Origin of the sequence: Amphibacillus jilinensis Y1 (assembly GCF_000306965.1) — a bacterium.
GTDB classification, from domain to species: Bacteria; Bacillota; Bacilli; order Bacillales; family Amphibacillaceae; genus Amphibacillus_C; species Amphibacillus_C jilinensis.
The window spans coordinates 162,055-188,123 of sequence record NZ_JH976439.1 but is presented as its reverse complement, the minus strand read 5'-3'; the positions used below and the strand labels follow the sequence as shown (position 1 = coordinate 188,123).

Annotated in this window: 24 protein-coding genes and 6 tRNA genes; 25 read left to right on the top strand and 5 right to left on the bottom strand. The window is 37.6% G+C overall.

Features of this window, described 5'->3' with window-relative positions; translation table 11 throughout:
• The first annotated feature begins 41 nt into the window (after nt 1–41).
• From B494_RS0114750 to glmM, 9 genes are all read left to right on the top strand, one after another.
• Nucleotides 42–117 (top strand) — tRNA-Val (locus tag B494_RS0114750).
• Between the two features lie 3 nt (nt 118–120).
• Nucleotides 121–196, top strand: a tRNA-Thr gene (locus B494_RS0114745).
• Between the two features lie 16 nt (nt 197–212).
• A tRNA-Tyr gene (locus tag B494_RS0114740) sits at nt 213–298 on the top strand.
• Between the two features lie 54 nt (nt 299–352).
• A tRNA-Gln gene (locus B494_RS0114735) sits at nt 353–427 on the top strand.
• Between the two features lie 4 nt (nt 428–431).
• Nucleotides 432–504 (top strand) — tRNA-Lys (locus tag B494_RS0114730).
• 16 nt (nt 505–520) lie between these two features.
• Nucleotides 521–596 (top strand) — tRNA-Ala (locus tag B494_RS0114725).
• Nucleotides 597–792: 196 nt separating this feature from the next.
• Entirely contained in the window at nt 793–1,617 is an 825-nt protein-coding gene (cdaA, locus tag B494_RS0114720; RefSeq protein ID WP_017473153.1) for a diadenylate cyclase CdaA, read from the top strand.
• Nucleotides 1,610–2,854 (top strand): CdaR family protein, encoded by a 1,245-nt coding sequence (locus tag B494_RS0114715; RefSeq protein ID WP_017473152.1) that lies wholly within the window; start codon nt 1,610–1,612, stop codon nt 2,852–2,854. The genes cdaA and B494_RS0114715 overlap by 8 nt, the downstream gene beginning before the upstream one ends.
• A gap of 46 nt (nt 2,855–2,900) precedes the next feature.
• Entirely contained in the window at nt 2,901–4,247 is a 1,347-nt protein-coding gene (gene glmM, locus B494_RS0114710) for a phosphoglucosamine mutase (RefSeq protein WP_017473151.1), read from the top strand.
• A gap of 213 nt (nt 4,248–4,460) precedes the next feature.
• Here glmM and B494_RS20240 read toward each other — a convergent pair whose 3' ends face one another.
• The 5 genes from B494_RS20240 to B494_RS0114680 form a co-directional block, all read right to left on the bottom strand.
• Complete coding sequence (locus B494_RS20240) at nt 4,461–6,299, bottom strand: CotH kinase family protein (protein ID WP_017473150.1); 1,839 nt, start codon at nt 6,297–6,299, stop codon at nt 4,461–4,463.
• Nucleotides 6,300–6,349: 50 nt separating this feature from the next.
• Complete coding sequence (locus tag B494_RS0114700) at nt 6,350–7,036, bottom strand: DUF4956 domain-containing protein (protein ID WP_017473149.1); 687 nt, start codon at nt 7,034–7,036, stop codon at nt 6,350–6,352.
• A 20-nt stretch (nt 7,037–7,056) separates the two neighbouring features.
• Nucleotides 7,057–7,749: a polyphosphate polymerase domain-containing protein gene (locus tag B494_RS0114695; protein ID WP_017473148.1), complete on the bottom strand. Its 693-nt coding sequence runs from the start codon at nt 7,747–7,749 to the stop codon at nt 7,057–7,059.
• Nucleotides 7,750–8,452: 703 nt separating this feature from the next.
• Nucleotides 8,453–9,724 carry a sensor histidine kinase gene (locus B494_RS0114685; protein WP_017473146.1) on the bottom strand — a complete coding sequence of 424 codons (1,272 nt, stop codon included), beginning with the start codon at nt 9,722–9,724 and terminating at the stop codon, nt 8,453–8,455.
• A complete protein-coding gene (locus tag B494_RS0114680) occupies nt 9,717–10,403 on the bottom strand; it encodes a response regulator transcription factor (RefSeq protein ID WP_017473145.1) in 687 nt (228 codons plus the stop codon). The genes B494_RS0114685 and B494_RS0114680 overlap by 8 nt, the downstream gene beginning before the upstream one ends.
• Nucleotides 10,404–10,671: 268 nt before the next feature.
• Between B494_RS0114680 and B494_RS0114675 the strand changes: the two genes are divergently transcribed.
• The 16 genes from B494_RS0114675 (at nt 10,672) to B494_RS0114600 (ending at nt 25,946) form a co-directional block, all read left to right on the top strand.
• Nucleotides 10,672–11,193, top strand: a complete 522-nt coding sequence (locus B494_RS0114675; protein ID WP_017473144.1) for a hypothetical protein — start codon at nt 10,672–10,674, stop codon at nt 11,191–11,193.
• Complete coding sequence (locus B494_RS0114670; RefSeq protein WP_017473143.1) at nt 11,190–11,501, top strand: WXG100 family type VII secretion target; 312 nt, start codon at nt 11,190–11,192, stop codon at nt 11,499–11,501. Before B494_RS0114675 ends, B494_RS0114670 begins: the two co-directional genes overlap by 4 nt.
• Before the next feature lie 18 nt (nt 11,502–11,519).
• Nucleotides 11,520–11,837, top strand: a complete 318-nt coding sequence (locus B494_RS0114665) for a WXG100 family type VII secretion target (protein ID WP_017473142.1) — start codon at nt 11,520–11,522, stop codon at nt 11,835–11,837.
• 38 nt (nt 11,838–11,875) lie between these two features.
• Entirely contained in the window at nt 11,876–12,388 is a 513-nt protein-coding gene (locus B494_RS0114660) for a hypothetical protein (protein ID WP_017473141.1), read from the top strand.
• A 20-nt stretch (nt 12,389–12,408) separates the two neighbouring features.
• A complete protein-coding gene (locus B494_RS0114655) occupies nt 12,409–13,851 on the top strand; it encodes a hypothetical protein (RefSeq protein ID WP_017473140.1) in 1,443 nt (480 codons plus the stop codon).
• A 26-nt stretch (nt 13,852–13,877) separates the two neighbouring features.
• Nucleotides 13,878–14,366, top strand: coding sequence for a hypothetical protein (locus tag B494_RS0114650; RefSeq protein ID WP_017473139.1), 489 nt, complete (start codon nt 13,878–13,880; stop codon nt 14,364–14,366).
• A gap of 102 nt (nt 14,367–14,468) precedes the next feature.
• Nucleotides 14,469–14,963: a hypothetical protein gene (locus tag B494_RS0114645; RefSeq protein ID WP_017473138.1), complete on the top strand. Its 495-nt coding sequence runs from the start codon at nt 14,469–14,471 to the stop codon at nt 14,961–14,963.
• Between the two features lie 257 nt (nt 14,964–15,220).
• Nucleotides 15,221–15,703, top strand: a complete 483-nt coding sequence (locus tag B494_RS0114640; protein ID WP_017473137.1) for a hypothetical protein — start codon at nt 15,221–15,223, stop codon at nt 15,701–15,703.
• Between the two features lie 39 nt (nt 15,704–15,742).
• On the top strand, nt 15,743–16,210 hold the full coding sequence (locus tag B494_RS0114635; RefSeq protein ID WP_144032259.1) for a hypothetical protein: 468 nt from the start codon (nt 15,743–15,745) through the stop codon (nt 16,208–16,210).
• A gap of 352 nt (nt 16,211–16,562) precedes the next feature.
• On the top strand, nt 16,563–17,045 hold the full coding sequence (locus B494_RS0114630) for a hypothetical protein (RefSeq protein ID WP_017473135.1): 483 nt from the start codon (nt 16,563–16,565) through the stop codon (nt 17,043–17,045).
• Nucleotides 17,046–17,084: 39 nt separating this feature from the next.
• Nucleotides 17,085–17,639 (top strand): hypothetical protein, encoded by a 555-nt coding sequence (locus tag B494_RS0114625; RefSeq protein ID WP_026065272.1) that lies wholly within the window; start codon nt 17,085–17,087, stop codon nt 17,637–17,639.
• 635 nt (nt 17,640–18,274) lie between these two features.
• Nucleotides 18,275–20,077, top strand: a complete 1,803-nt coding sequence (gene glmS / locus B494_RS0114620) for a glutamine--fructose-6-phosphate transaminase (isomerizing) (protein ID WP_017473133.1) — start codon at nt 18,275–18,277, stop codon at nt 20,075–20,077.
• 150 nt (nt 20,078–20,227) lie between these two features.
• Entirely contained in the window at nt 20,228–21,067 is an 840-nt protein-coding gene (locus B494_RS0114615; RefSeq protein ID WP_017473132.1) for a heteromeric transposase endonuclease subunit TnsA, read from the top strand.
• A complete protein-coding gene (locus tag B494_RS0114610; RefSeq protein WP_017473131.1) occupies nt 21,064–23,220 on the top strand; it encodes a Mu transposase C-terminal domain-containing protein in 2,157 nt (718 codons plus the stop codon). Before B494_RS0114615 ends, B494_RS0114610 begins: the two co-directional genes overlap by 4 nt.
• Complete coding sequence (locus tag B494_RS19530; protein ID WP_478209556.1) at nt 23,204–24,556, top strand: ATP-binding protein; 1,353 nt, start codon at nt 23,204–23,206, stop codon at nt 24,554–24,556. The genes B494_RS0114610 and B494_RS19530 overlap by 17 nt, the downstream gene beginning before the upstream one ends.
• Before the next feature lie 103 nt (nt 24,557–24,659).
• The gene (locus B494_RS0114600; protein ID WP_017473129.1) at nt 24,660–25,946 is read left to right on the top strand and encodes an IS110 family RNA-guided transposase; all 1,287 of its coding nucleotides are present in this window, start codon (nt 24,660–24,662) and stop codon (nt 25,944–25,946) included.
• The last annotated feature ends 123 nt before the right edge of the window (nt 25,947–26,069 follow it).

Below are 26,069 nucleotides of genomic sequence, written 5' to 3'. Positions count from 1 at the left end.
ACATCTCATTACAATACGAGCATGAGCAGTATTATGTAGACGGAGGATTAGCTCAGCTGGGAGAGCACCTGCCTTACAAGCAGGGGGTCGCAGGTTCGAGCCCTGCATCCTCCACCATATGCCGGCCTAGCTCAATTGGTAGAGCAACTGACTTGTAATCAGTAGGTTGGGGGTTCAAGTCCTCTGGCCGGCACCAGTTGATTATTATAATTGGAGGGATAGCGAAGTTGGCCAAACGCGGCGGACTGTAAATCCGCTCCCATCGGGTTCGTAGGTTCGAGTCCTACTCCCTCCACCATTAATAAAATTTTAAGATTAAAAAGCAGTGTACTTTGTTTCACTGTTATTTTATTGGGCTATAGCCAAGCGGTAAGGCAACGGTTTTTGGTACCGTCATGCGCTGGTTCGAATCCAGCTAGCCCAGCCATTAAGAGCCATTAGCTCAGTTGGTAGAGCATCTGACTTTTAATCAGAGGGTCGAAGGTTCGAATCCTTCATGGCTCATTCTTAATATTTGATAGGGGCCTTAGCTCAGCTGGGAGAGCGCCTGCTTTGCACGCAGGAGGTCAGCGGTTCGATCCCGCTAGGCTCCACCATACATATGTGTCCAAGAGGGTTGAACGTTAATATTAATGTTTAATCCTTTTTATTTTGTCAAAAATAATAATATACCAAATTATACTAAATACATCTAGGATTTTATTATAAAGTTATAGGAGGTTATGCTATAATAAAACGAGTGATTACTTATTGAAATGAGATGGTTATTTATGGACAGAAGGATGTGTAATCATGCTTGGTGAGGGATATACATTATTTAATATATTGAGAATAGTCGTAGACATCACCCTTGTCTGGTATGTTTTTTATAAATTAATTATGCTTTTAAGAGGAACCAAGGCGATTCAACTGCTTAAAGGAATTTTTGTCGTCTTTATTTTTTACCTAATCAGTTACGTGTTAAACTTACAGACTGTTCAAGTTATGATAGAACAAGTCATTGTTTGGGGGCCTCTAGCGGTTATTATTTTATTTCAGCCAGAATTAAGAAGGGCGCTAGAACAAATAGGAAGAGGTAGTTTCTTTAGTAGAAATAGGCGTTCAGAAGAAGAGATATTTAACCAATCGATTGAAGCGATTGTTAAATCATGTAATTATATGGGGAAACGTCGAATTGGAGCATTGATTACAATAGAGCGTGAAACCAACATGGGGGACTTTATTGAAACAGGTATACCGATTCGAGGGCAATTGACTAATCAACTTTTGACAAATATCTTTGTTCCTAATACCCCTCTACACGATGGTGCTGTGATCATTAAACAAAATGAAATTGTTGCTGCCGCTTGTTACTTGCCTCTTTCTGAGAGTCCATTTATTTCAAAAGAACTTGGGACACGTCACCGTGCTGCAATGGGAATTAGCGAAGTGAGTGACGCGTTAACAATCATTGTGTCAGAGGAGACAGGCCATATCTCCTGTACGAGAAATGGCGAGTTGCATCGGGATATTGATGAAGAGAAATTAACCGAGATACTACGGAAGGATCTAGAACCAAATTTCGTTAAAACCCCGACTTTAAAAAGTTGGAAGCGAAGGGGGAAGAAAAATGAATGATTGGCTCAACAAACCATGGGTCATCCGCATCATCTCATTAGTTCTTGCTGTATTCACTTTTCTAATTATCTCATTTGATAATCAAGATACCCGCTCGGCTGACATAGGTAGTTTTGATGCTATATTTAATAGCTCTCAAGAAACACAAACCATAGAAGACGTTCCGGTTAATATTCAAATTGATGATGAGCAATATGTTGTAAGTGGTGTGCCACAAACAGTTTCTATGACTCTACAAGGGACCGTTAGTGTTGTTCAATCCACGGTAACACAACGTAATTTTGATGTATTTGTTGATCTTGAGGACTTAGAGCCAGGTACACATGTTGTTCCAATTGAGCATGATGGCATTTCTAATCGTCTATCAGTTGATATTGAACCCTCTGAGGTAGAAGTGTCAATTGAAGAGCGTGGTACTGGTGAGTTTGAAGTCGTTATTGATTATACCAATTTAGATCAAATGGAGCCTGGTTTTGAAATTGATTCAGCTAGCATCACCCCTGAGACGGTAATCATTACAAGCTCACAAAGTGTTATCGATCGCATATCAGTAGTGAAAGCATTTGTCGATGTTGAAGGTATAGGGGAGTCATTAACCTTAAATGATGTTCCTGTTCGTGTTTTTGATAGCGAAGGTAATCAATTGAATGCTCGTATTGAGCCTGAGACAGTGTCTGTTGATTTAGAAGTGTCTAGCCCAAACAAAACCGTGCCAATTGAGGTAGAGACAACGGGGGACTTACCAGAAGATTTTCAGCTCGTTTCCATCGAAGCAGAAGATAGTGATGTTCAAGTGTTTGCGTCTGAAGAAAATTTAGATTTAATCAATGAAATAAGTACAGAACCCATTGATCTTTCAGAAATAACAGAGAGTGATACGATCGAAGTTAGCCTGCAAACGCCTGATAATGTGAGGCTCCTTTCAACAAGCACTGTTAATGTTTATATAGAGGTAGAAGAGATAACAGAAGAAACGATTGAAGATGTGGAAATAAATATTGAGAATTTAAGTAATAATTTAACATCATCATTTGTAGATCCTGAAACAGGTCAAATTGATCTCACAATTATTGGATACCCTTCTGAAATTGCTGATTTGGATCAGGGTGATTTTGAATTAATCATTGATTTAGGTGGTATAAATAGCGGTGAACATCAATTGCCGATTGAGGTGGAGGGGCCAAATGGTTTAGAGGTATCTTTACCGATGGAGGAAGCAATTATCCAAGTTGAATAAGTACATCGATAATTTTGTTAAATTGGGAATAAAGGAGAGGTACATGATGGGTAAATATTTCGGAACAGATGGAGTTAGAGGTATAGCTAATGAGCAGTTAACGCCAGAATTAGCGTTTAAACTGGGCCGATGCGGTGGATATGTACTGACAAAAGAAGCAGAAAAGCCAAAAGTATTAATTGGAAAAGATACACGTATTTCAGGAGATATGTTAGAAGGCGCGCTATTAGCCGGATTATTATCAATTGGTGCTGAAGTGATGCGATTAGGCGTTATTTCTACACCTGGGGTGGCTTATCTAACGAAAGCAATGAGTGCCCAAGCTGGTGTCATGATTTCGGCATCTCATAATCCTGTTGAGGACAATGGTATTAAGTTCTTTGGCTCCGATGGTTTTAAACTGACGGATGATCAAGAATTAGAAATTGAAGCATTAATTGATGCTGACCAAGACATTTTACCACGCCCAATAGGGTCTGCAGTTGGCCAAATTAATGATTATTTTGAAGGCGGGCAAAAGTATATTCAATATTTAAAGCAGTCGGTTGATAATGAATTTGATGGTTTACATATTGCGTTGGATTGTGCCAATGGCTCGACTTCTTCTTTAGCTACCCATTTGTTTGCTGATTTAGAAGCAGATATTTCAACCATTGGGGTTTCACCAGATGGTTTGAACATTAATGATGGTGTCGGATCAACTCATCCTGAAACGTTACAAGCGTTTGTCGTAGATAAGGAAGCTGATATTGGTTTAGCTTTTGACGGTGATGGTGACCGTCTGATTGCTGTTGATGAGAAGGGTCAAATTGTAGACGGTGATCAAATCATGTATATTTGTGCTAAGCATTTAAATGAACGTGGCTTATTGCGACACTCAACCGTCGTGTCAACCGTTATGAGTAATTTAGGATTTTATAAAGCTATAGAGCAAAGTGGTATGAAAAGTGATAAGACTGATGTAGGTGATCGCTATGTCATGGAAGAGATGCGTAAAGGTGGCTATAATTTAGGTGGAGAACAATCAGGCCACATTATCTTTTTAGACTATATACCAACTGGTGACGGCATGTTAACAGCGCTACAATTAATTAATGTTATTAAAGAAACAGGTAAGAAATTATCTGAGTTAGCTGGCGAAATGGAGAGATTCCCACAAGTTTTGAAAAATGTAAAAGTCGTTGACAAGCATCAAGCATTAGTTGATCCGCGTATTCAAGAAATCATTCAAAAAGTCGAAACAGAAATGGGTGATGATGGTCGTGTGTTGGTGCGCCCATCAGGTACGGAATCCCTTGTGCGCGTTATGGTAGAAGCACCAACGGTTGAACGGTGTGATCAAGCTGCTGACCAAGTGGTTCAAGTTATTGATGAATTACTAGGCTTACAATAAAAAATCAGATCAGATTCTTTTCATGAAATGAAAGTGGATGGGGGCTATTCCATCCGGTCGTGATACATTCCTTTACTATGTACTGACGGATGTATCTCCTGAAACGAGGAAACGCACTTAACAATAAGTAATTAAGAAGCTAGGATGCAGAACATCCTAGCTTCTTTAATGTGATGAAAAAGCGCGTTTAGACTACTGTGATTTGTTTAGGGGTCAAACTCTTCTGCGTCTGAATCTTGAGACAAAGGTGATGGCAATGATTAATATAATAAATAAAATACTAATTATACTTACAGATTGTAAATTAATAGATTCGCTGGCTTCGATACGCTCGTTCTCTTGATCATTTTGAAAGTCTGGTTTTTGATTGTTCTGATCTCCTGGTCCTTGACCTCTGTTTGGCATGTCGCCGCCTTCAGGCATTTCATCAAAGTTCGGCATTTCCCCATCTTCTGGCATATTTTGAAAACGATTAGGTTGATCGTCTTCAACGCCTTCACTTCCAATTTGATCAGTAGAGTTCGGTTCGTTGTTGCCAAAGCGATTATTAGTATCTTCTCCATCCGATGCTTGTTGACCATTTCTCTCAAAACCAGTTGTAGTAGAAGCTTCTACTACAAGTTCACCAGATAGCTGAGCTAAGATTGATTCTGCTCGAGCTGTTGCAAAAGCTACTAAACTTTCATCACCTGAAACGCCTTGTAAAAATTCTTCAGTTGTCGTAAATTTGGTTGGATCTGCTTCGACATAAGCTAAGATTATTGAAGCAATATTAGCTGTCATATCTTCCATATAGTTTTCACTAAAGTAAGTAGTCGCCACTTCTTTAAGATAGCTTTCATAACGTTCACGATAGTCATCGACTGAAAGTAAAGCATTTAATAGAGGGCGTTCTTCTAAAGTCGTACCAGAGACAGGTTCGGTAATGCTAAAGTTAATCGAGCTTTCATTCATCATGTCGCTTCCCATCATACCCATACCCATATTATTCTGATTACCGTTGTCTTGATTATTTCTTATTTCAAAATCACCATCATTTTGCTCGAAATCAGGCATATTCATTTCTGAGATGTCTAAATCCCCATTTTCCGGCTCGCTTATGTCATCGATATTAGCGCCACCAGCCCCCATGCTAAATCCGCCAAACGACATATTATAGTCCCAAGGCAAAATTGAAAACACGCCATCTTGCTCATATAAATAATAGTTGTGTTTCATTTGCCCTTGATAATGATCGAGGTTAACAAGTGCTGTATTAACCGCAAAATATCTGAGCATTTGATCGACATTCAAGTATTGCTCAAGATCAGTGTCATCACTGTTGTTTATTGCATCAAGCATAGCAATCATCGCAGATTGGTCACTTGTTCCTTCATTTGTTTTTAAGTTTAATCCTGTATAATCTTCTATATCCTCACTAATCCAAACTAAATCACTACCAACACCGTCTGGTTTATAAAGATCTCCGGTAGCATCATCCATTGTTCGATTTAGGAAGCTTTCATTAATTTGTTCGACGCCTAAATATAAGCCCCACTCTTGCCCGTTGATCGTCACATACATATAGGAATGAGCAGGTGTTTCGATACCCATACCTTCCATAATTTCATAAGAAATATATTCGCGCATTAAGGTTGAATCGCTATAATTATTGTTTAAGTTTAAGGTTGATAGACCATCTAAAGTTTGATTGTTGTCATATTGATCAAAGTCAATTTTAAAGCTATAACGATCAGAATCCATATTAGCAACTGATGTTAACGTCATATTCCCTTTCGTTCTTATCCCGACATTTGTGACTGTTTGTCCGTTGATCGTGACTGAAGCATTAACGTATGTTTCTTCAAGTGGATTTTCTAACATATAGTCTAAATCTTCTTCAGCTAATTCAATTTCGACTTGACTCACTTGTGTTTGATCAAATACGGTATCGGTGTAGCGAGAACTTACTGTCGATTCTTCGATAGCTATGGTTTGAAATAGATGATACAAACCGATTCCAAATCCGATGATAAAGATAAAAACACCAATTACATAGCGGTTCTTAATCATTTGTTCTTCCTCCTTGTTAAAAAAGAAGGTTACCCTTCTTTTTTAAAAAACTACGCCGTAAAATTGCCATCATAACTTAGCATGACTGCTGATTTAACAGCGTCTAATGCGGATAGCTGATTAATAAAGTGTGTTTCTTGTTGTTTCATCCGAATTTCATATGTTAATTCAAGTTCACCATTTAAATTGCTTGATTTCGATTTGATGGCATATTTAGATACATGATTGCCAATAATCGTTTTGAATTTTTCCTCAACCATTACATCTGTATACTTAATCACTAGTAAATACGGATTTTCAATGGTCACCTTATTAACGAAGAAAACCATCACAAGTCCAATCAGAATTGCGCCAATTATCACAAGTGGAATAAATCCGGCTCCAGCTAAAATACCTGAGACAATCGCCCAAAATAAGTAAACGAGATCCATAGGCTCCTTAATGGGTGTACGAAACCGCACAATAGATAATGCACCAACCATACCAAGTGATAGAAGTACATTTGACGATATCCCCATAATCACTAAAGCAGTTGTCATTGTCATAATAATTAATGAGACATTAAAGCTATGTGAGTATATAATCCCGGCAAACGTCTTTTTGTAGACAACATAGATAAATAAACCAATTGCAAATGCGGTGACCAAAGCGATTAAACTATCAATAACCGAAAAACTGGTGACTTGATCTAGAAAACTAGATTTAAAAATATCACTAAAATTTACTTGACTGTTCATATAAAATCCCTCTTCTTTCTTTAACCGTACATCCGGCTTAAATGATATTTAGAATATGTGGCTATGCTACGATCATTAACTTGTAAAAGTTTTTTAATGACATCCGGTAAATATTGATCATATTTAACTTCAAGAATGACTAATTGTGGATCGAGTGCTTCAACCATAGGTAAATTTGGGTTGAAAATATCGGTATTGCGAAAGCTCGTTTTTATTTGACTGTCAAAGGTAATACGTACATTTCCATAAGGGTAAATAAACACCTCACGTATATAATCAACGACCGTCATTGTCTTAAGTTGATGGAGCTTCATTTCAGTATATAAATCTCTAACTAATGGGCGATTATCTGCTTTCATCCATTCAATGTCCCCACATTGCATAGACTGATATTCTTTAGCTGTTAGCGGAGCACTGTCTTTTTTTGTTACATTATTTCGCTTGCTTTTCCGTTCAAGCTTTAATGTGGATTGATCCATATTGTAAAGCCGAACTCGGTATTTATCACGCTTTAAGTAACCCTCTTTTTTCTCAGTCAATACCTTTTGATCAAAATTATCGAAATACACACTCCGTATAAAATAACGGCCTTGTTGATCTGCATGTGGATCATATTCCATAATATGTTGCAAATTTTTTCTAATTAAGTAACAATCACGTTCATTGATTGCATGTTTCAATTCAAGTCGTCCTTGTTTATTTTTGAAAAGCATCATTAACAACTCCTTTCTCTACTTTTAATTATCAATATGAAGCTTAAATTAAGCTTAAAAAGTTGTGAAAGAAGTGTAATAAAATTGTGGGAAAAGTGTGGAGGAGTCATTTGATTTTTCATGCGAACGCAAGAATCAATCATGCGTTCGCACGTAAATCGGGAAGATCGCACGAAAGAAGGTAGAGTTCGCACGAAAGGGAGGCGAGTTCGCACGTAAAGGGGGAAGATCGCATGAAAGAAGGTAGAGTTCGCACGAAAGGGAGGCGAGTTCGCACGTAAAGGGCCCAGAAGATCGCACGAAAGAAGGTAGAGTTGGGCGCACGAAAGGGAGGCGAGGGATTCGCACGTAAAGGGCCCAGAAGATCGCACGAAAGAAGGTAGAGTTGGGCGCACGAAAGGGAGGCGAGGGATTCGCACGTAAAGGGCCCAGAAGATCGCACGAAAGAAGGTAGAGTTGGGCGCACGAAAGGGAGGCGAGGGATTCGCACGTAAAGGGCCCAGAAGATCGCACGAAAGAAGGTAGAGTTGGGCGCACGAAAGGGAGGGGATTTCGCACGTAAAGCGAGAAAATCGCACGAAAGGAAGGAGATTTCGCACGTAAATCAGGAAGATCGCATGAAAGAAGGTAGAGTTCGCATGCAAAGCGAAAAAATCGCATGAATTAATCATGCGATTGCAAGAAAGCTCTTACCAAAAGAGAACTATTGAATAGGCAACTTAATTGAAAAAATTGTTCCGGTTGGTTGATTGGCTAGTGCTTTTATTTTTCCACCGTGACTAGTGACAATCCAGTGTGCGATTGATAATCCTAAGCCAACCCCGCCGGATTCTCTGATGCGTGCAGTATCTTCTCGATAGAAGCGATCAAAAAGTTGCGCTCGATTTTCCTCTTTAATTCCAATTCCAGTATCCTTGACATGTATGTAGACAGATTCTGTCATGGTTTCTGTTGTTAATGTAATAGTGTCACCTTCTTCAGTATACTTTAATGCGTTATCAATAAGGATAACCATTAGTTGATGTAAACGCGCTTGGTCAGCAGTGATAACTTGCTGGCTATTTAACTGTAATTCAAGTTGTTTATCCTGGGTCCGGGCGATATCAGCATAAGGTTGATAAATAGTTTCAATAAATGCATCTAGATTAAAGCGGTTTTTTTCTAGTTGTGTCACATTAGCATCGGCACGTGCTAATGTTAATAAATCATTGGTTAGCTTTGTTAGACGGTTGGTTTCAGATAAGGATACAGCAATGTTTTCAAATACATCAACAATCTTTTTCTGTGGTGTCGTCAATAACAACTCTAATTTATTTTGAATGACTGTTAATGGGGTGCGTAGTTCGTGTGAAGCATTTTCAACAAATTCCGTTTGCTTCTCCCAAGAAGACATAATTGGTTTAATCATTTTTCGTGCTAACCAATAGCTGGCGGTCAAAGAAAGGATAATGAAAATAATTGATGTGATGACCAACAACTGTTCGAATGTTGCCAGTAACGCATATTCTTGATCGACATTGATTAAAAGTTCAATATATGTCATTTCTTCTGTATCCGTTGCTATTAATAGTGAGCGAAAACGACGGTCATTCTCTAATACGATTGATTTGATCTCATCAATTGAATCAGTCGACAATTGATAATCAGCTAAAAAGTCTTGATAAAAACTTGTTCCGATTTGTGCTTCGTTTATAATCGTGCCACGGTCATTCCACTTAATCATGACAATTCGCGGACTACCAGGCTCGGCAAGTATTGGTGGTCTATTCTCATCATTTTCTGGAGGTAAGGGCATGTCTCTGAACTCAAGGCGATCTTGATACGCCAACAATTCTTGATCAGGTAAAGCCAATAAAGAAGATTGGATTCTGATAAAAATTAAAAAGCCAAATATGCCATAAATAATTGTGAAAGTGATAAAGAGGAATAACATAAATTGGCGCTGCTGTTTTTTAACCACAACTTGTTTATTCATTTACTTCACCTGCATCGCTTAATAGGTAACCAAGTCCACGCAATGTCTTTAAATAGTGTTCATAACGATAAGGCTTTAATTTTTTGCGTAAATGACTAATATAGACTTCGACTACGGTATAGCCTGTCTCAGATTCAAAACCCCAGATTCGGTCGAAAATTTGTTCTTTTGTTAAAATTACCCCTTGGTTATGTATGAGATACTCCAGTAATTCAAACTGTTTACCATTTAAAATCATCGGATCACCATTTATGTGAACCGTTTTTTTAGTGGAATGAAGCTGTAAATCTAAAAAAGATAAGGTTTGTTCTTGAAAGTCCCCATGCACACGACGTAAAATCGCTTCTAGTCGAAGAAGCAGCTCTTCACGGTGAAAGGGCTTGACGATATAGTCATCTGCGCCAACTTTAAACCCTTTAACCTTATCATCAATTCCATCTTTAGCAGTTAAGATTAATACAGGCGTCGTAATATTCTTATTTCGCAAGTTTTTAAGTACGTGATAACCGTCAATTGAAGGAAGCATAAGATCAAGAATAATCAAATCATAAATGTCTTGCTCAGCATAATACAAACCTTCTGAACCATCATAAGCTTGCGTGACATCATAATTATATTGTGTCGTTTGTTTAATGGTGTCAGATAATTGCGGGTCATCTTCAATAATCAAGAGTTTCATTATAAGGTCATCCTTCTTTAGGGGTTTACTTTTATTACAATCCTTTTTAACAAAAAAAGCAAGCCTCGCTTAATAGCGTGGTTGCTAGATTAAAACGAAATGCTCCTTATTATTTCAATTATAAAGGCAGTTTAATTCGTTAAACCTAGACCTTTTGACCTTGTACAAGTAAATTCACTACTTTTGTTGTATTCAAATATTAACCATTAAGTCCGTATAATGGTAGATGGTACTTATATATAAATTATTATGGGAGGATTATAGTTTTATGAAAGATGAAACGAAACGTTACTTAAAAATAACGATTATATTCTTTATTATTTTAACTTCAATTCGGGTCTATTTAATGATTGAGCGAAATAATACCATTAAAGAAATGGAAGCACAAGATCAACTTGAAATGCAGACGATGAGTGAGTTATTCCCTTATCGTAATGCTGAGATGATCCTGCATATGGACAGTGTTTATCATAGTGAACAGTCACCTGTTGATGTTGAACTGATTGCGACAGACCGGACGCTTGCGATGCTGGAACGATGGGAAGCTGTTGCTGCTGCCTATCCAACGCTTGAATACCCTGAAGATGAGATTGATCAAGGTGATTGGCTAGATGTTGTTCGAATTTTCCAGAATCAATCATCTGAACTGCGTGCAATTGAAGAGGAAATGTTTGCAGATGTTGAAGAAGAGGGGATATTGTTACGTGGTTTTGTGCTGAAAAATTATATTAATAACGATACAGACAATGAGTTAATCTTGTCAGTACTAAGAGAGAATGGGATCAAATGAGTAATAAAGCCATAAAGTACCCATTAGAGGGACCTAGTAAAATCAAAATAAGTGACCAGCAATTGGATGACCTTTTAGCGCATTATAAGAAGCTTCAAAATGAAATGAACACGATGTTAGATGAATTTTATAGACCGCTTGAGCTCTTAATTGAAGAAGATGTATTTACAGGTAAAGCTGCTGAGCAGTTCTCTTCCTTCGCTACGTTGTTAAAGAACTATTTGGAAATTAGTTATAGCGAAAGCTTTGAGGACATAAGCCAGATTTTAACTACTTTTAAAACAGAACTAGAAGAAGTTGACCAATAAAAAAAAGAGGAAGATACAATGTCATTACAAATTAAAGTTGACCCTAATCTTGTCGAAAGCTTACTAAAAAAACCACAATTAATCGCAAATGATGAGATGATGCAAGTAATCACAGAAATCAAAGGGGCTGGGGAGGCACTTAGTGACTGGAAAGGTGAAGCATCAAAAGCGCATCAAACGATGCAGGAAAAGTTATTACAAACCATAGGTAAAAACCAGCGATTAATGGTTGAAGTATTAGAGACGTTATACTACGCGATTGATCAATTTGAAGAGAAAGATGAAGAGCTTAGTCGACAATTTAAAACAACAGTCGAATACTATCATAATCAGTGATTAGATGAGCAGTAAATAAGATAAGGAGGGAGAAGCTGTTGAGTAACCAAGCACGCATCATGCGCTTAAACCAGGAAATTTGGCGCAAGGATGCTAATGTGTCGTGGCTAGTGACCCAAAATGTAACATATCGCAATCAAATCGACGAGTGTGGTCAATCCATATATGAATTAGAAAAACAACTTGAAGACATTCTTGAACGTAGAAAAGCGATGGATAGTAAATTAATTGAGTTAGAAGCGTTAACAGAAGGAGAAGGCTCCCCGATGGGGCGAATTCAACTGGTTGAAGCTGGTCTACTTGAAAGTAAAGTACTGAACAGAATTCAAGAAAGTATTATGGAAGTACGCAATACACAAGAAAGAGCCATCATCCGGATGAAAGCTGCTGTAAACGACATGGATCGAAAAGCCAACCAAATAGAAGAGCGTATTGAAGAAAGGCAAGCCAAACAACTACACTTAAACCAGTTGCTTTCAACGAATCAAGCCAACATTCAACGTTTGAAATATGAAATTACGGTAGCCAGACAAACGATACGAACTTTATAATAAAGAAGGGAATGCCATAGATGGGGAACTATAGCGCTGATCGCGATGAATTAAACCGACGTATTGATGAATATGTTAATGTGATAGAAGAGTGGAATGAAAATCAAACAATGTTTTCAAGAATTTATAATGAAGTCGTCAAAACAGATGACGATGAAATTACAGAAGCGACTGAAGAAAAACAGGCTGTTGCAAATTTCTGGAACGGCATTGTTAGTGCAGACCAAAACGCATCTACAGGATTTAACAAAGTAACTCAAGACCTGTCTGTCTTAAGTTCAACGATTGATGCGTTTTTAGATGAACTCGGATCAGGTGGAGCAAATCTTGAAAAGTTGAATGTTAACAATCTCTATCAAGCAATGTTTAAAGATCAGAAACTATTCGACAACCTGATGGAGAAAATGTTGACTAATCAAGTGTTAACGCCTGCTGAAAGAGAAATGCTATATCATTTTATCCAAGCAGAAATCTTAACGGACGAGACCGTAGAACAATTAGAAGAGATATCAACGTTGATTGGAGAAGGCAGATTTAATGAAGTAGAAGCTTATCTTAGTGAACTCCTGCAATCTGAAGAAGCATTTGATCGCCATATTGCGACTGTGCAAGCTTATATTTTCACCAATGATGATACCCCTGATCAAGAGCATAAACTATTGCAGGGCTATTTGGCCATTTTATCAGGAGTTAAGGACTATAGAGATGAAGCGATAACGTTCACAGGAGAAACTGATGTAGAGAAGCTAAGATTGACTATAGAGTTGTCAAGCAGGCGAACAACTAGCCCTGATAACTATCAAATCTTAGCAACTATCAATACAGCGGAACTAAATCCCGATGATATTGATGATGTATCATTATATTTTTATGTGTTACAAGATCATTTTTTAGTTAAAATATATAATTCGCCGAATGTAGCTAATCAACTTAATAGAGAAGAAAATGCAGAGCTTCGTGAAAAATATAGTAGCTATACTAAGGACTTCTGGACAAAGGAATTAGCTAAAACAATTTTAACTGAATCAGCTAGCCAATCTCATGAGGCAGTCGGCTATAGCGTTGACGCGTTATTCACACTCGGTGATTACCTTGGAGGGAAAAAAGAGCTGGAAAATCAGATAACGACTAGTGATTTACAGAGCATTACGTCGGAGCTTGAGTTAGAGCTGTTAACTGTTGATAAGCACTCATCTCCTGATAGTCACTATCAATTTATATCGACAGAAAAAACTTATGAACGATTAAAAAGATGGGAAGAGGTTCATCGATTAAATCCTAATATTCCTTATCCGAAAGAGGCGATTGATAAACGAGATTGGAACGATATAGCAGATGTTTATTTATATTTGAGGGATAAGTTTGTAGATGATAATGGAAATGCATTATTGAATTATATTATACATGGTAACTTGGTTAGAAATTTGACATTGGAGGAAATTGTTGCCGAACATAATTGGTAAATGTTTTATAGAGAAAGAGGTGACCTATGAAGAAAAAAGTCATGGTGTTAGGTATTGTTATTGGAATTGTAGTTGTAGTTGTAGGCAGTATGATTAGAAGTTATTATCATCAAGTTCAGAAAAAAGAAGATGAGCGTATAGCTCAAATTCAATATTACGCTAATTTAGCTGAGTTTCTTAGCTTAGGGAGTTACTATTATAGTGTAAATGACCCTATTGAAGTTCAGTATTATCCTAGTCGGTACACCGACCTCCATGTAGAAAGATGGAAAATCCTTGCTGAATTGCTACCTTACATTGAATATCCGGAAGCATTGATAAAAGAAAATGAATGGGAAGAAGCTGTGCAAAGACTGATAGAAAATGTCGAATCATACAGTACTTATTATTACTCTAAAGAAGATAGCGAACAAGAAGTGATGATTCGTCCACAAGAAGTGATGGCATTTATCAAAAGTAATAGTAGATCAGATAATTTAACCGAGTTGCTAGAGGAAGCTAATTTTGAGGGTTAACCAGTGAATTTTAAGCTAAAAGCGAAAGGATACAGAATCATGTCACGCCAATTTAAAATAATAGTACTAATAGCTGGAATAGCTATAATAAGTGGTCTTAGTATGTTTACGTTATTCCGATCAGATGATATTGAACAGATAGAAGAAGAGATTAATAGATTACAGCTGCGTTTTGGGGATGCAAGTATGGTTGAGCTTGTAGAAGATGATTATGCCTTGGTCCTTTATTCATGGGCGTCAACCTTTCAAGTGGGAGTAGCTGAATTGCGAAAGGCTTCTTTTAACTGGGAAATCGTAAGGATGACTAGTGAGGATATGGGCGGAGATCTTCAATTTGTTGAATTAAGTCGCTATAGCGTGATGCATAAATCCGTTGATTCGGATGTAAAGTCTGTTGTTGTGGAATTAAATAATGGGGAGAGACGCGAAGCACAAATTAAAGAGAAAGATCGATTAGCTCGACGCTGGCTCTACTACTCTGACACAGAAGATCTCTCAAGTGCAATCGTAACGACATATGATGCAAACGGTGAGGTTGTTGAAGTTATTGAAATACCTGATCAACCTAACGAGGGGTTAAATCGAACGGTTGAATAATGATACTAGCTTAGCACTTAATAAGTAGGTGCTATGCTTTTTCAATCGCAAACAGGACTAAAGGTCTAGTTTTGTGATAAAGGTGAAAAGATCCAACTTATGTCATATATAAATTTCGCCTAGCTGTGTTTTATAATGTGAACGCATTTATCCCAGATTACGGTCGCTATGTCCTGATTCATTAACGACTAATCAGTGGGAGAAGAACAAAAATGATCACTGATTGAAGGATCGTTTTATAGAGAAAGAGGTGACCTATGAAGAAAAAAGTCATAGTGTTAGGTATCGCTATCGGAGTTATCGTTGCAGGCGGTCTAATTAGAAGCTATTATCATCAAGTCCAAGAGAAAGAATATGAACGAATAAGACAAATTCGCTATTACGCCAATGTATCGGAGACATTTAAGTTAGGAAGCTACTATTATAGTACGAATGATCCTGTTAAAGTGAGATATTATCCAACTTCATACACGCAGTACCGCGTAGAAAGGTGGAAAGTTCTTGCTGAGTTGTTGCCCTATATTGAATATCCAGAAGCATTGATAAAAGAAAATAAATGGGAAGAAGCTGTGCGTATGCTAGAAGAAGATATTGAAGCGTATAGAGATTACTACTCCTCTAAAGAATACAGCGAACAAGAAGTGATGGTCCATCCACGAGAGGTGATGGCGTTTATTGGAGATAATAGCAGATCAGATAATGTAACCGAGTTACTGGAAGAAGCCAACTTTGAGGATTAACCAGTGTATTTTAAGCTAAAAGCGAAAGGATATAGAATGATGTCACGCCAATTTAGAATAACAGTGATAATAGCTGGAATCGTCATAATAAGCGGTCTTAGTATGTTTGCGTTATTTCGATCAGATGATATTGAACAGATTGAAGCAGAAATAAATAAATTAGAATTGATATTTGGTGATGTAAGTACGGTTGAGCTAGTAGAGGATGATTTTGCTTTGGCAATCTACACATGGGGATCGGCATGGCAGGTAGGTGTGGCTGAATTAAGCAAAACTATATTTGGATGGGAAACCGTAAGGATGACTAGTGAAGAACTTGGTAGAGATCTTCAGTTTGTTGAGTTAAGTCGTTATACCGTGATGCATAACTCCATCGATTCGGATGTGAGATCTGTTGATGTTACATTAAATAATGGAGAGATACGAGAAGCAGAAATAAGGGAAATAGGCAATCTAAAAGTTTTCTTTACTACTCTGACACAGAAGACCTCTCAAACGCAATCGTAACGACATATGATGACGATGGTGAGGTTGTTGAAGTTATTGAAATACCTGATCAACCGAACAGAGGATTTGAACGTACCGTTGAATAATAATACGAGCTTAGCGCTTATCTATTAGGTGCTAAGCTTTTTCAATCGCAAACAGGACTAAAGGTCTGGTTTTGTGATAAAGGTGAAAAGACCCAACTTATGTCATATATAAATATCGCCTAGCTGTGTTTTATAATGGGAAAATGCAAGTGGATTGATCCCAGATTACGGTCGCTAATGTCCTGATTCATTAACGACTAATCAGTGGGAGAAGTACCAAAATGCCAGTTGACTGAAGGTTCGTTTTATAGAGAAAGAGGTGACCTATGAAGAAAAAAGTCATGGTGTTAAGTATCGTTATCGGAATTATCGTAGTAGGTAGTCTAATTCGAATTTATTATCATCAGGTTCAGGAAAAAGAAGATGAACGTATAGGACAAATTCAATATTACGCCAATATAGCTGAATTTCTTAGTTTGGGTAGTTACTATTATAGTGTAAACGATCCGATTGAAGTTAGATTTTATCCAACTTTAAGCACAGAAACTTATTTAGAAAGATGGAAAGTCATTGCTGGATTACTTCCCCATATTGAATATCCAGAATCCTTAATAAAGGAAAACGAATGGGAAGAAGCTGTACGTATACTGGTAGAAAATGTTGAATCATACAGTACTTACTATTATTCTAAAGAAGCCAACGAACGAGAAGTGATGATTCGCCCACAAGAAGTGATGGCGTTTGTTGGATATAATAGCAGATCAGATAATTTAACTGAGATGCTAGAAGAAGCGAACTTTGAGGATTAACCAGTGGATTTTAAGCTGAAAGCGAAAGGATACAGAGTTATGTCATACAAATTTAAAATAACAGCGATAATAGCTGGCATAATCATAGCAATTGGTCTAATTTTGTTTGTGTTACTCCGATCAGATGATATTGAACAGATTGAAGCAGAAATTAATAAATTACAGTTGCGTTTTGGTGATGTAAATACGGTTGAGCTAGTAGAGGATGATTTTGCTTTGGCAATCTATACATGGGGATCGGCATGGCAGGTAGGTGTGGCTGAATTAAGCAAAACTATATTTGGATGGGAAACCGTAAGGATGACTAGTGAGGAGACTAGTGGGGAACTTCAATTTGTTGAGTTGAGCCGTTATACCGTGATTCGCAAATCCATTGATGCGAATGTGAAGTCTGTTGATGTTACATTAAATAATGGAGAGAGACGAGAAGCAGAAATAAGGGAAATAGCCAATGCTAAAAGTTTTCTTTACTACTCTGACACAGAAGATCTCTCAAACGCAATCGTAACTACATATGATAAAGATGGTGAGGTTGTTGAAGTTATTGAAGGACCTGATCAACCCAACGAAGGTCTAAATCGAACGGTTGAATAATACGGAGTCACTTTAATGGCGACATTATAAAGGACTCAAGATAAGAAAAAAAGCCAACAGATGCATCACGCATACGCTTTTCTGCAAACTAAACGTTGTTAAATCGAGTTTAACCAATCAGTTCGATTCCCTAAAATAACATTGGTTGTCCACTTATGGTAAGGACAGCCACAGTTATAGCTAACTCATATGCGTGTTTCCTTTTTAAAATATTGACACAAATGTGAAGCGATCAACATATAATAATTTGCAAGAAAATTTAGTACTGAAAAACTATTGCTAGATAGTGGTATTTCAGTTAAAATGAAAAAGTCCATGTCGAGGAGATATGGCTTTATTTTAGAATGGAAAGGTGGGCAGAAGGATTATTTGTATATAAGCGCCTGAACTATTTCTCGTGCGCTTGAGAAATAGTTGACGAGGAGGAGGAGTATCGAATTTGATCGGCGGATACCTCCCGGTTGCACAACCTCCAACCGTTATATGTTATTCGAAAACGAAGAGGCGACTCTTTGCACAAAGAAGACATGTAAGAGGTTTACTAATAAAACGAGAAAGGGGGCAAACAAACGCCCCTCTATTCTTAGTAGGTTCGTTCTGGTTTGCCCTGGTCTCAACTAGGAGGAAACAGAATTATGTGTGGAATTGTAGGTTATATTGGAGCTAATGATACGAAGGATGTTTTGTTAAACGGCTTAGAGAAGTTAGAATATCGTGGATATGATTCAGCAGGAATTGCAACTTTAAACGAAAAAGGTCTGCATCTGTTTAAAGTAAAAGGTCGGATTGCGACATTGCGTGATAAAGTAGACAGTACCATTGAAACCACTATGGGTATTGGTCATACACGATGGGCAACGCATGGTGAACCGAGTGAAGAAAATGCTCACCCGCACCAAAGCAATTCAGGGCGTTTTACGTTGGTCCACAATGGTGTGATTGAGAATTATTACGAATTACGTGATCAATATTTAGCAGGGGTTCCACTTGTCAGTGAAACAGATACTGAAATTGTTGTACAATTAATTGAAGTGTTTTACCAACAAACAAATGACGTATTGGTTGCATTCCGAAAAACGATGAGTTTGTTAAAAGGATCATATGCAATTGCTTTAATAGATGCTGAAGATCAAGATGTGTTCTATGTTGCTAAAAGCAAAAGTCCGTTATTAGTGGGGCTTGGTGATGGCTTTAATCTTGTTGCAAGTGACGCAATGGCGACATTGAAAGAAACCGACACTTATCTCGAAATTGAAGATAAAGAAGTTGTTTTGGTTAAACGACGAGAAGTGCAAATTCAGAAATTTGATGGTACGCCAGTGGTTCGTGCGCCATATAAAGCTGAGATTGACGCAGCAGATACTGAAAAAGGCACTTACGCTCATTTCATGTTAAAAGAAATTGATGAACAGCCGTTTGTTATTCGCAAAATCATTCAAGAATATCAAGATGAGCAAGATAACATTAAAGTAGATGGTGATATACGGGCAGCGATGCTGGATGCAGACCGTATTTATATCATTGCGGCTGGAACGAGCTACAATGCGGGCTTAGTCGGTAAGCAAATTATTGAAAACCTTGCAGATATACCAGTAGAGGTGCATATTGCAAGTGAGTTTTCTTACAATATGCCGTTACTGTCTAAAAAACCATTGTTTATCTTTATTTCACAAAGTGGAGAAACTGCTGATAGCCGTGCTGTTTTAGTGAAAATTAAATCATTAGGTCATCCATCGATAACCGTAACGAATGTTCCAGGCTCAACCCTTTCACGTGAAGCGGATTATACTTTACACTTGTATGCAGGGCCAGAAATTGCCGTTGCATCGACTAAAGCTTATACCGCACAAATTGCTGTGCTAACTATTTTAGCAGTTGATACAGCAACTGCTAAAGGGATTAAATTAGACTTTGATCCTTTACAAGAGCTTGGTATTGTCGCAAGTGTAATGGAATCCTTAACAGATCAAAAAGAGCAATTTGCTGCTTTAGCAAAAGAATACTTTACGGGCACAAGAAACGCCTTCTTTATTGGCCGAAGCGTTGATTATTTCGTTGTCCAAGAAGCCGCTCTTAAATTAAAAGAAATTTCTTATATTCAAGCAGAAGGTTTTGCTGGCGGTGAATTAAAACACGGTACCATCGCCCTTATTGAAGAAGGTACACCAGTCATCGCTATCTCAACACAAGAGAACGTTAATTATTCGATTCGAGGCAATGTTCAAGAAGTTGCAGCTCGCGGTGCCAAAACATGCCTTGTCAGCATGAAAGGTTTAGAACAAGACAGTGATAACATTGTGTTACCACATGTTCACCGATTACTGACGCCTTTAGTAAGTGTTGTACCGATGCAGTTACTTGCCTATTACGCAGCCTTACATCGTGACTGTGATGTTGATAAGCCACGTAACTTGGCGAAAAGTGTTACAGTGGAGTAGGCCATTAAGTTTCAAATATGTATTTGTAGGTTTGAAATAAAGTTGCACCGTTTATAAAAAAGTTAAACCGTTTTGAAAAAAGTCGAATCGTTTATAAAAAAGTTGCACTGTTTTACCCCTTTAGATATGATTATCTAAAGGGGTGTTTTTATGTCGAAAAGAAAAAGAACATCTAAAATTGAGAAATGGATTAAAGAAGGTAGAGGCTCTGGTATTGGTACAGATTATAAACCATGGCTAAATATTCAAGATGTATCATCATTGGGCCGTTCTACTCGGTTAAAAGGAATAAAAACAAATAGGCAACATGAATTTTTGTCAGATTTGGAACGAAACTACTTTTATTTAACTGAATATTCAGATGGTGTTATTGACATTCGAGAACAATTTCCTTTATTGCCGTTGGAAGAAACAATAGTCATTGCAGATGAGTTAGGTATAAAACATCCTACTGAACCTAAAACTGGTGATCCGATTGTGATGTCAACGGATTTTTTATTAATAGTTGATCTGGGACAAAGTGTGTTTGAAGTAGCTCGTACAATCAAAATGAAGGATGAATTACTGAAGGAACGTGTACTTGAAAAATTTGAGATTGAAAGAGAGTATTGGCAACGGAAGGATATAGATTGGACCATTGTTACAGAGGAAGAGATATCTAAAACAATGGCACGAAACATTGGCTACATTCATGATTATTATGACATTCGAGATTATGATATATTCCAGGAAATGAGTTCACCGCATATTGAAGATTTATCCTTATCTTTAATGCAAAGGCTACTAAATAACAAACAAAATATCCATACAATTACGAATGAATTTGATACCGATACCCATTTACCTTTTGGGAGTGGTGTAACACTCTTTTATCATTTGCTTGCTCAAAAAATCATCGTTATTGACATGCTTAAACCGTTAAATTTAGAGCAACAAATTGATATCAAATCCATTGATGAAAGCAAACTGAAAAAGGTGAAATACGGATGATTTATATTAATCAAGTGCTTCAATATACTGCCGATTCTAAGCGAATACGTATTATCGAAATGGAAGAACCTCATGTTTTTATTGTAAATATTGATGCGACAAGTTCGATGCCTAAGAAAGAAATATATTCAAACCTAGCAACGGAAATTCAGCAAAGTGAACTAATCGTTGTTAGTGATCCATATGCAAAAGTTGTTTCAGATATTGATTTAACAGAAGTACAAATCCGTAAACGTGAAGAAGACTGGGAAATCATTCAACAACATTGTTTGCAACATATGGAGATGCTGCTTCAAAAGCAAGGCAGAGAAAAGAAAATACGAGAGATTGCAGAAAAGACTAATCTAAGTCCGTTTAAGATAAAAAAGTTATTAAGTCGTTATTGGCAGCGAGGTATGACCAAGAATGCTTTATTACCCGATTACTCAAATTCAGGAGGCAAAGGAAAAGCAAAAGATTTAACAAAAGAAAAAGTAGGTCGTCCTAGAAAAGTGAATATAGCCAATGAATATCAGGTTGGTATTAATATTACTGATGAAGTGAAAGTGCAATTTGAGCTTGCAATTAATAAATACTATCGTGCTTCAAACAATTATTCGTTGAAAGATGTTTATCATTTTATCCTGCGTGATTTCTATTCTGATCGATATAAAGAAAATGGAGAAATGAAATATCACATATGGGATGTTAGCCGTATTCCTTCTTACAATCAGTTTTACTACTGGTTTAAAAAGCTTGAAGACCCGAAAAAAGATATCCATTTCCGTAAAAGCACGAAAGAATATGAGTTGAAGCATCGTCCGATTTTAAGTGACTCTAAATCAGAAACAAATGGTCCTGGTACTAGATTTCAAATTGACGCTACCATTGCAGACATCTACTTGGTTAGTTCTCTTGACGTAAATAAAGTAATTGGGCGACCAGTTATTTATGCAGTACTTGATGTATATTCACGTATTATTACAGGCCTTTATGTTGGACTAGAAGGCCCGTCGTGGCTCGGTGCAATGATGGCTTTAGATAATATGGTCGCAGATAAAGTAGAATTTTGTAAGCAATATGGAATTGATATTCCTCCTGAGCATTGGCCAACACATCATTTACCCGAAATTATTATTGCTGACCGAGGTGAGTTTGAAGGCTATTCGGTAGAGAATTTAATTAACAATCTTAACATTAAAATCGAGAATACTACGGCTTATAGGGGTGATTTGAAAGGGATTGTTGAAAGGAAATTCCGTACGTTTAATGGGAAGGTAAAGCAAAAAGCTCCTGGGGCAATTCAAAAGGAATATCGAGAACGGGGCGATCAAGATTATCGCTTAAATGCTACGCTGAATTTAAAGGAATTTACATCTCTAATTATTACAATGGCGCTTCATCATAACCAAAAGGTCATTGATAAATATCCTGTTGAAAAAGAAATGGTAGCTGATGGACTAGTGCCAACGCCGATTAATTTATGGAATTGGGGTATTCAAAATCGCAAAGGAAGGTTAAGAACAGTTGATCGAAATATTCTTCGTCTGAACGTGCTTCCACGTGGGAAAGCGACAATTTCAAGAGCTGGAATTAAGTTTAAAAATCTTCTTTATGGTTCTCGTCAAGCGATTGAAGAGCAATGGTATTTAAAGTTGAAAAATAGAAGTCTAGAAATCGTTTATGATCCACGACATATTGAAAAAATCTATATTTCCCACGATAACGGAATAGATTTTGAGACGTGTATTTTATTAGAGCCTAGTCAGCAATATAAAGGTGACTTCTTGGAAGAAGTTGTCTTTCAGCAACAACTTCGGAATGAACTAGAAGAAATGGAACGAACAAATCAAATTCAGTTTACGGTAAATACTGATGCAGTATTGGAAGAGATTATAAAAAAAGCCGTGAAGAACAAAAAGGAATCTTTCAATCAGCCAACTAGTAAGAAAGCTAAAATAGCAGCTATTCGTGAAAATAAGGATGTTGAAAAACAGTTAAATCGTGAAGCTGAAAAGTTTGATTTATCACCTAATAAGGTTAGTGAAGCAGTTGATGTAATCGACTTTGTTACAAAAGAGAAGATTGATGAAACACTACCTAAGAAATCAGGCTCACGTCTAATGGAGAAACTAAAGAAGAAGCGAGATGAGGAATTTGGGAAAGACAAATGACATGATTGTCTTAAAAGGCGATTTTGAGAACGCTGTCTATAAGGAGCAACTTTTAAATGAATATACCAATAATCCTTTCATCGAAGCTCTTCCACCTATATTTAATGAGGATGATGTGCTAGAACGATTTATGGTGACTCCACGAATTAGTGAGCAAGATAAGTTAAGTCAAACAAATATTCGATATCACGTCTTAAAACGTGTAAGGAATTTTATCCAGCCGTTACCGATTCATTTCGAGGTAGAACGTCGATTGTCTACATTGATTCGGAGAGGTTACTTGGCGCGAAATCCATTAGATAGAACATTTCTAGAGCGTGTTCGGGTGCTGCATGAATTGCGTGAAGAAGAGGAAACAGCTCACAAATATATAGATGAACGACTAAATTATATTCGTTCAACTGCCGATAGTTTATCCATTATCGGTATTTCTGGAATTGGTAAAACCACAGCAATTGAACGTCTTTTGCTTATGTATCCACAAGTGATCAAGCATGAAGAATACAAAGGACAACCGTTTAATCGAACTCAAATTGTTTGGCTTAAAATTGACTGCCCGTATGACGGAAGTTTATCTACACTTTGCAAAAGCTTTTTCAAAGCAATTGATGATTTACTAGGCACTCGATATTTAGAAAAGTACGGTTATTTGAACCGTGTGACATCGACAATGTTATTGCACATGACATCGTTAGCAAGTATGTACGGCATCGGTGTTCTAGTAATTGATGAAATCCAGCACTTACTACATTCCAAAAATGAACAGGAAGAAATGTTGAATTTTTTTGTGACACTGTCTAATACAGTTGGCATTCCTACGGTTTTAATCGGCACTTCTAAAGCACAAAAACTATTCAAAGGAAACTTCAGACAGGCAAGACGGGCAGCAAGTGATGGAGCTATTATTTGGGATCGTATGGACGAAAATAATGAAGAGTGGGAGTTTTTCCTAGAGACACTTTGGGAATTACAGTGTTTAAAAACTCATTCTGAGCTTACAGAGGAGACAAAGAAGGCATTTTATTATGAATGCCAAGGGATTACTGCTGTTGCCGTGAACCTATTTATTCTAGCGCAAGAACGAGTATTATTTGATGAGGACAACCAGGCTGAAATCATTACACCAAAAGTGTTAAAAAAGACTGCTAGGGAAGATATGCAAACGATTCAACCAATGATGACAGCTATTCGGACGAACAATTTTGCCGATATGATGAAATATGAAGATATTATGATCAACTTGGATGAAGTCATGCTGAATCACAAACGAAATACTGAAATGACAGGACGTATTCAAGAAGCATTTAAAGAGCATTCCTGTAATAAGAAAATTTGAAGGATAATCGCCGAATCTGACAAATGCATAAAAAAAGTCCCCCTGGTACGATAGAGAGTGTCATGCATGACCTCGAATTAAGTACCGAAGGAGGACTTCTAATATGGATTTTACACAAAATAAACGAATAGCACAAGTCAACGAGCAAAGCTTGATCATTGGGGTTGATGTAGCCAAACACAAACATGTAGCACGGGCAATAGATGATCGTGGTCGAGATCTGGTGAAACGACTGGTATTCACCAATTCTTATCAAGGGTTCTTAGCGTTGATAGAATGGGCCAAAAACCTGTCCGAGCAACATGACCGACCTAATTTACTAATTGGTATGGAACCTACTGGCCACTATTGGCTTAATCTAGCCTATTATTTGAAGGCGCGAGACATTTCCGTGGTGGTTGTCAATCCGATGAAGGTAAAGCGGTTCAAGGAAATGGACGACGATTCTCCAACGAAGAATGACACAAAAGATGCGAAAGTCATCGCACAGGTCATGCGTGACGGTCGTTACCACGAACCAACGTTACCAGAGGATGTTTATGCGGAATTGCGAGAAGGTATGAAGCTCTATGACATGATTCAAGAGGATATAGCGTCGATTAAAGCGCAAATGCATAATGCATTAGATCGCTATTTCCCAGAGTTTCTGACGGTCTTTAAAGATTGGACAGGAAAAGCTGCCTTCCATTTACTAGATAAGGGTTATTTGCCAGAAGATATTCGAGCGGCATCTGAAGAAACCTTACTGATGGAAGTCAAACAGGCTGCAACACGGGCAGTGGGAATCAAACGTATTCAGGCCTTAAAAGAAGTAGCAGAAAATAGCGTGGGCCTTCAAGTAGGATTACAAATGGGACGCCAAGAGATTCGTTATCTTCTTGATCAGTATCAGGCGTTGGAAGAACGACTAATCGCTCTCGAAGCACAACTAAAAGAACTCGTTCTTCACATCCCTGGTTCTGAAGAGATGATGGCGATCAAAGGTGTCAGCGCCATTACTGTTGCTGGTTTTTTCGCAGAAGTTGGTGATTTATCGAATTATCAAGATCCACGCCAAATCATTAAATTAGCGGGATTAAATTTAAAGTTGAACCAATCAGGTTACTTCAAGGGTCAGACAACTATCACCAAACGAGGACGTAAAAGACTGCGAAACTTATTGTATCAAGTGGCCAGACCCTTATCATTACACAATGATGGTTTTAAACAACTACACCATTATTATCGCTATCGAACGACCAATCCATTGTCAGGAAAGCAATCTTTTATCGCATTAAGCAGGAAATTAATTAAGATCTTTTTCTTAATAGGTACACGAAACTGCACATTCAGTGAAGAACAAATGATTCGGGATATCCCAATGATTTCAGACACACCGGAAGCAGCATAACAAAAAACAGTACCATCGTTTTACAATCAAACTTTTGACAATTGAAGCACGGAGAAGCCGGTCGTTATTACATCCATCAGGGCAACGACCCACTAAAGGAGCATTTCCGGCCTCCACCATGGT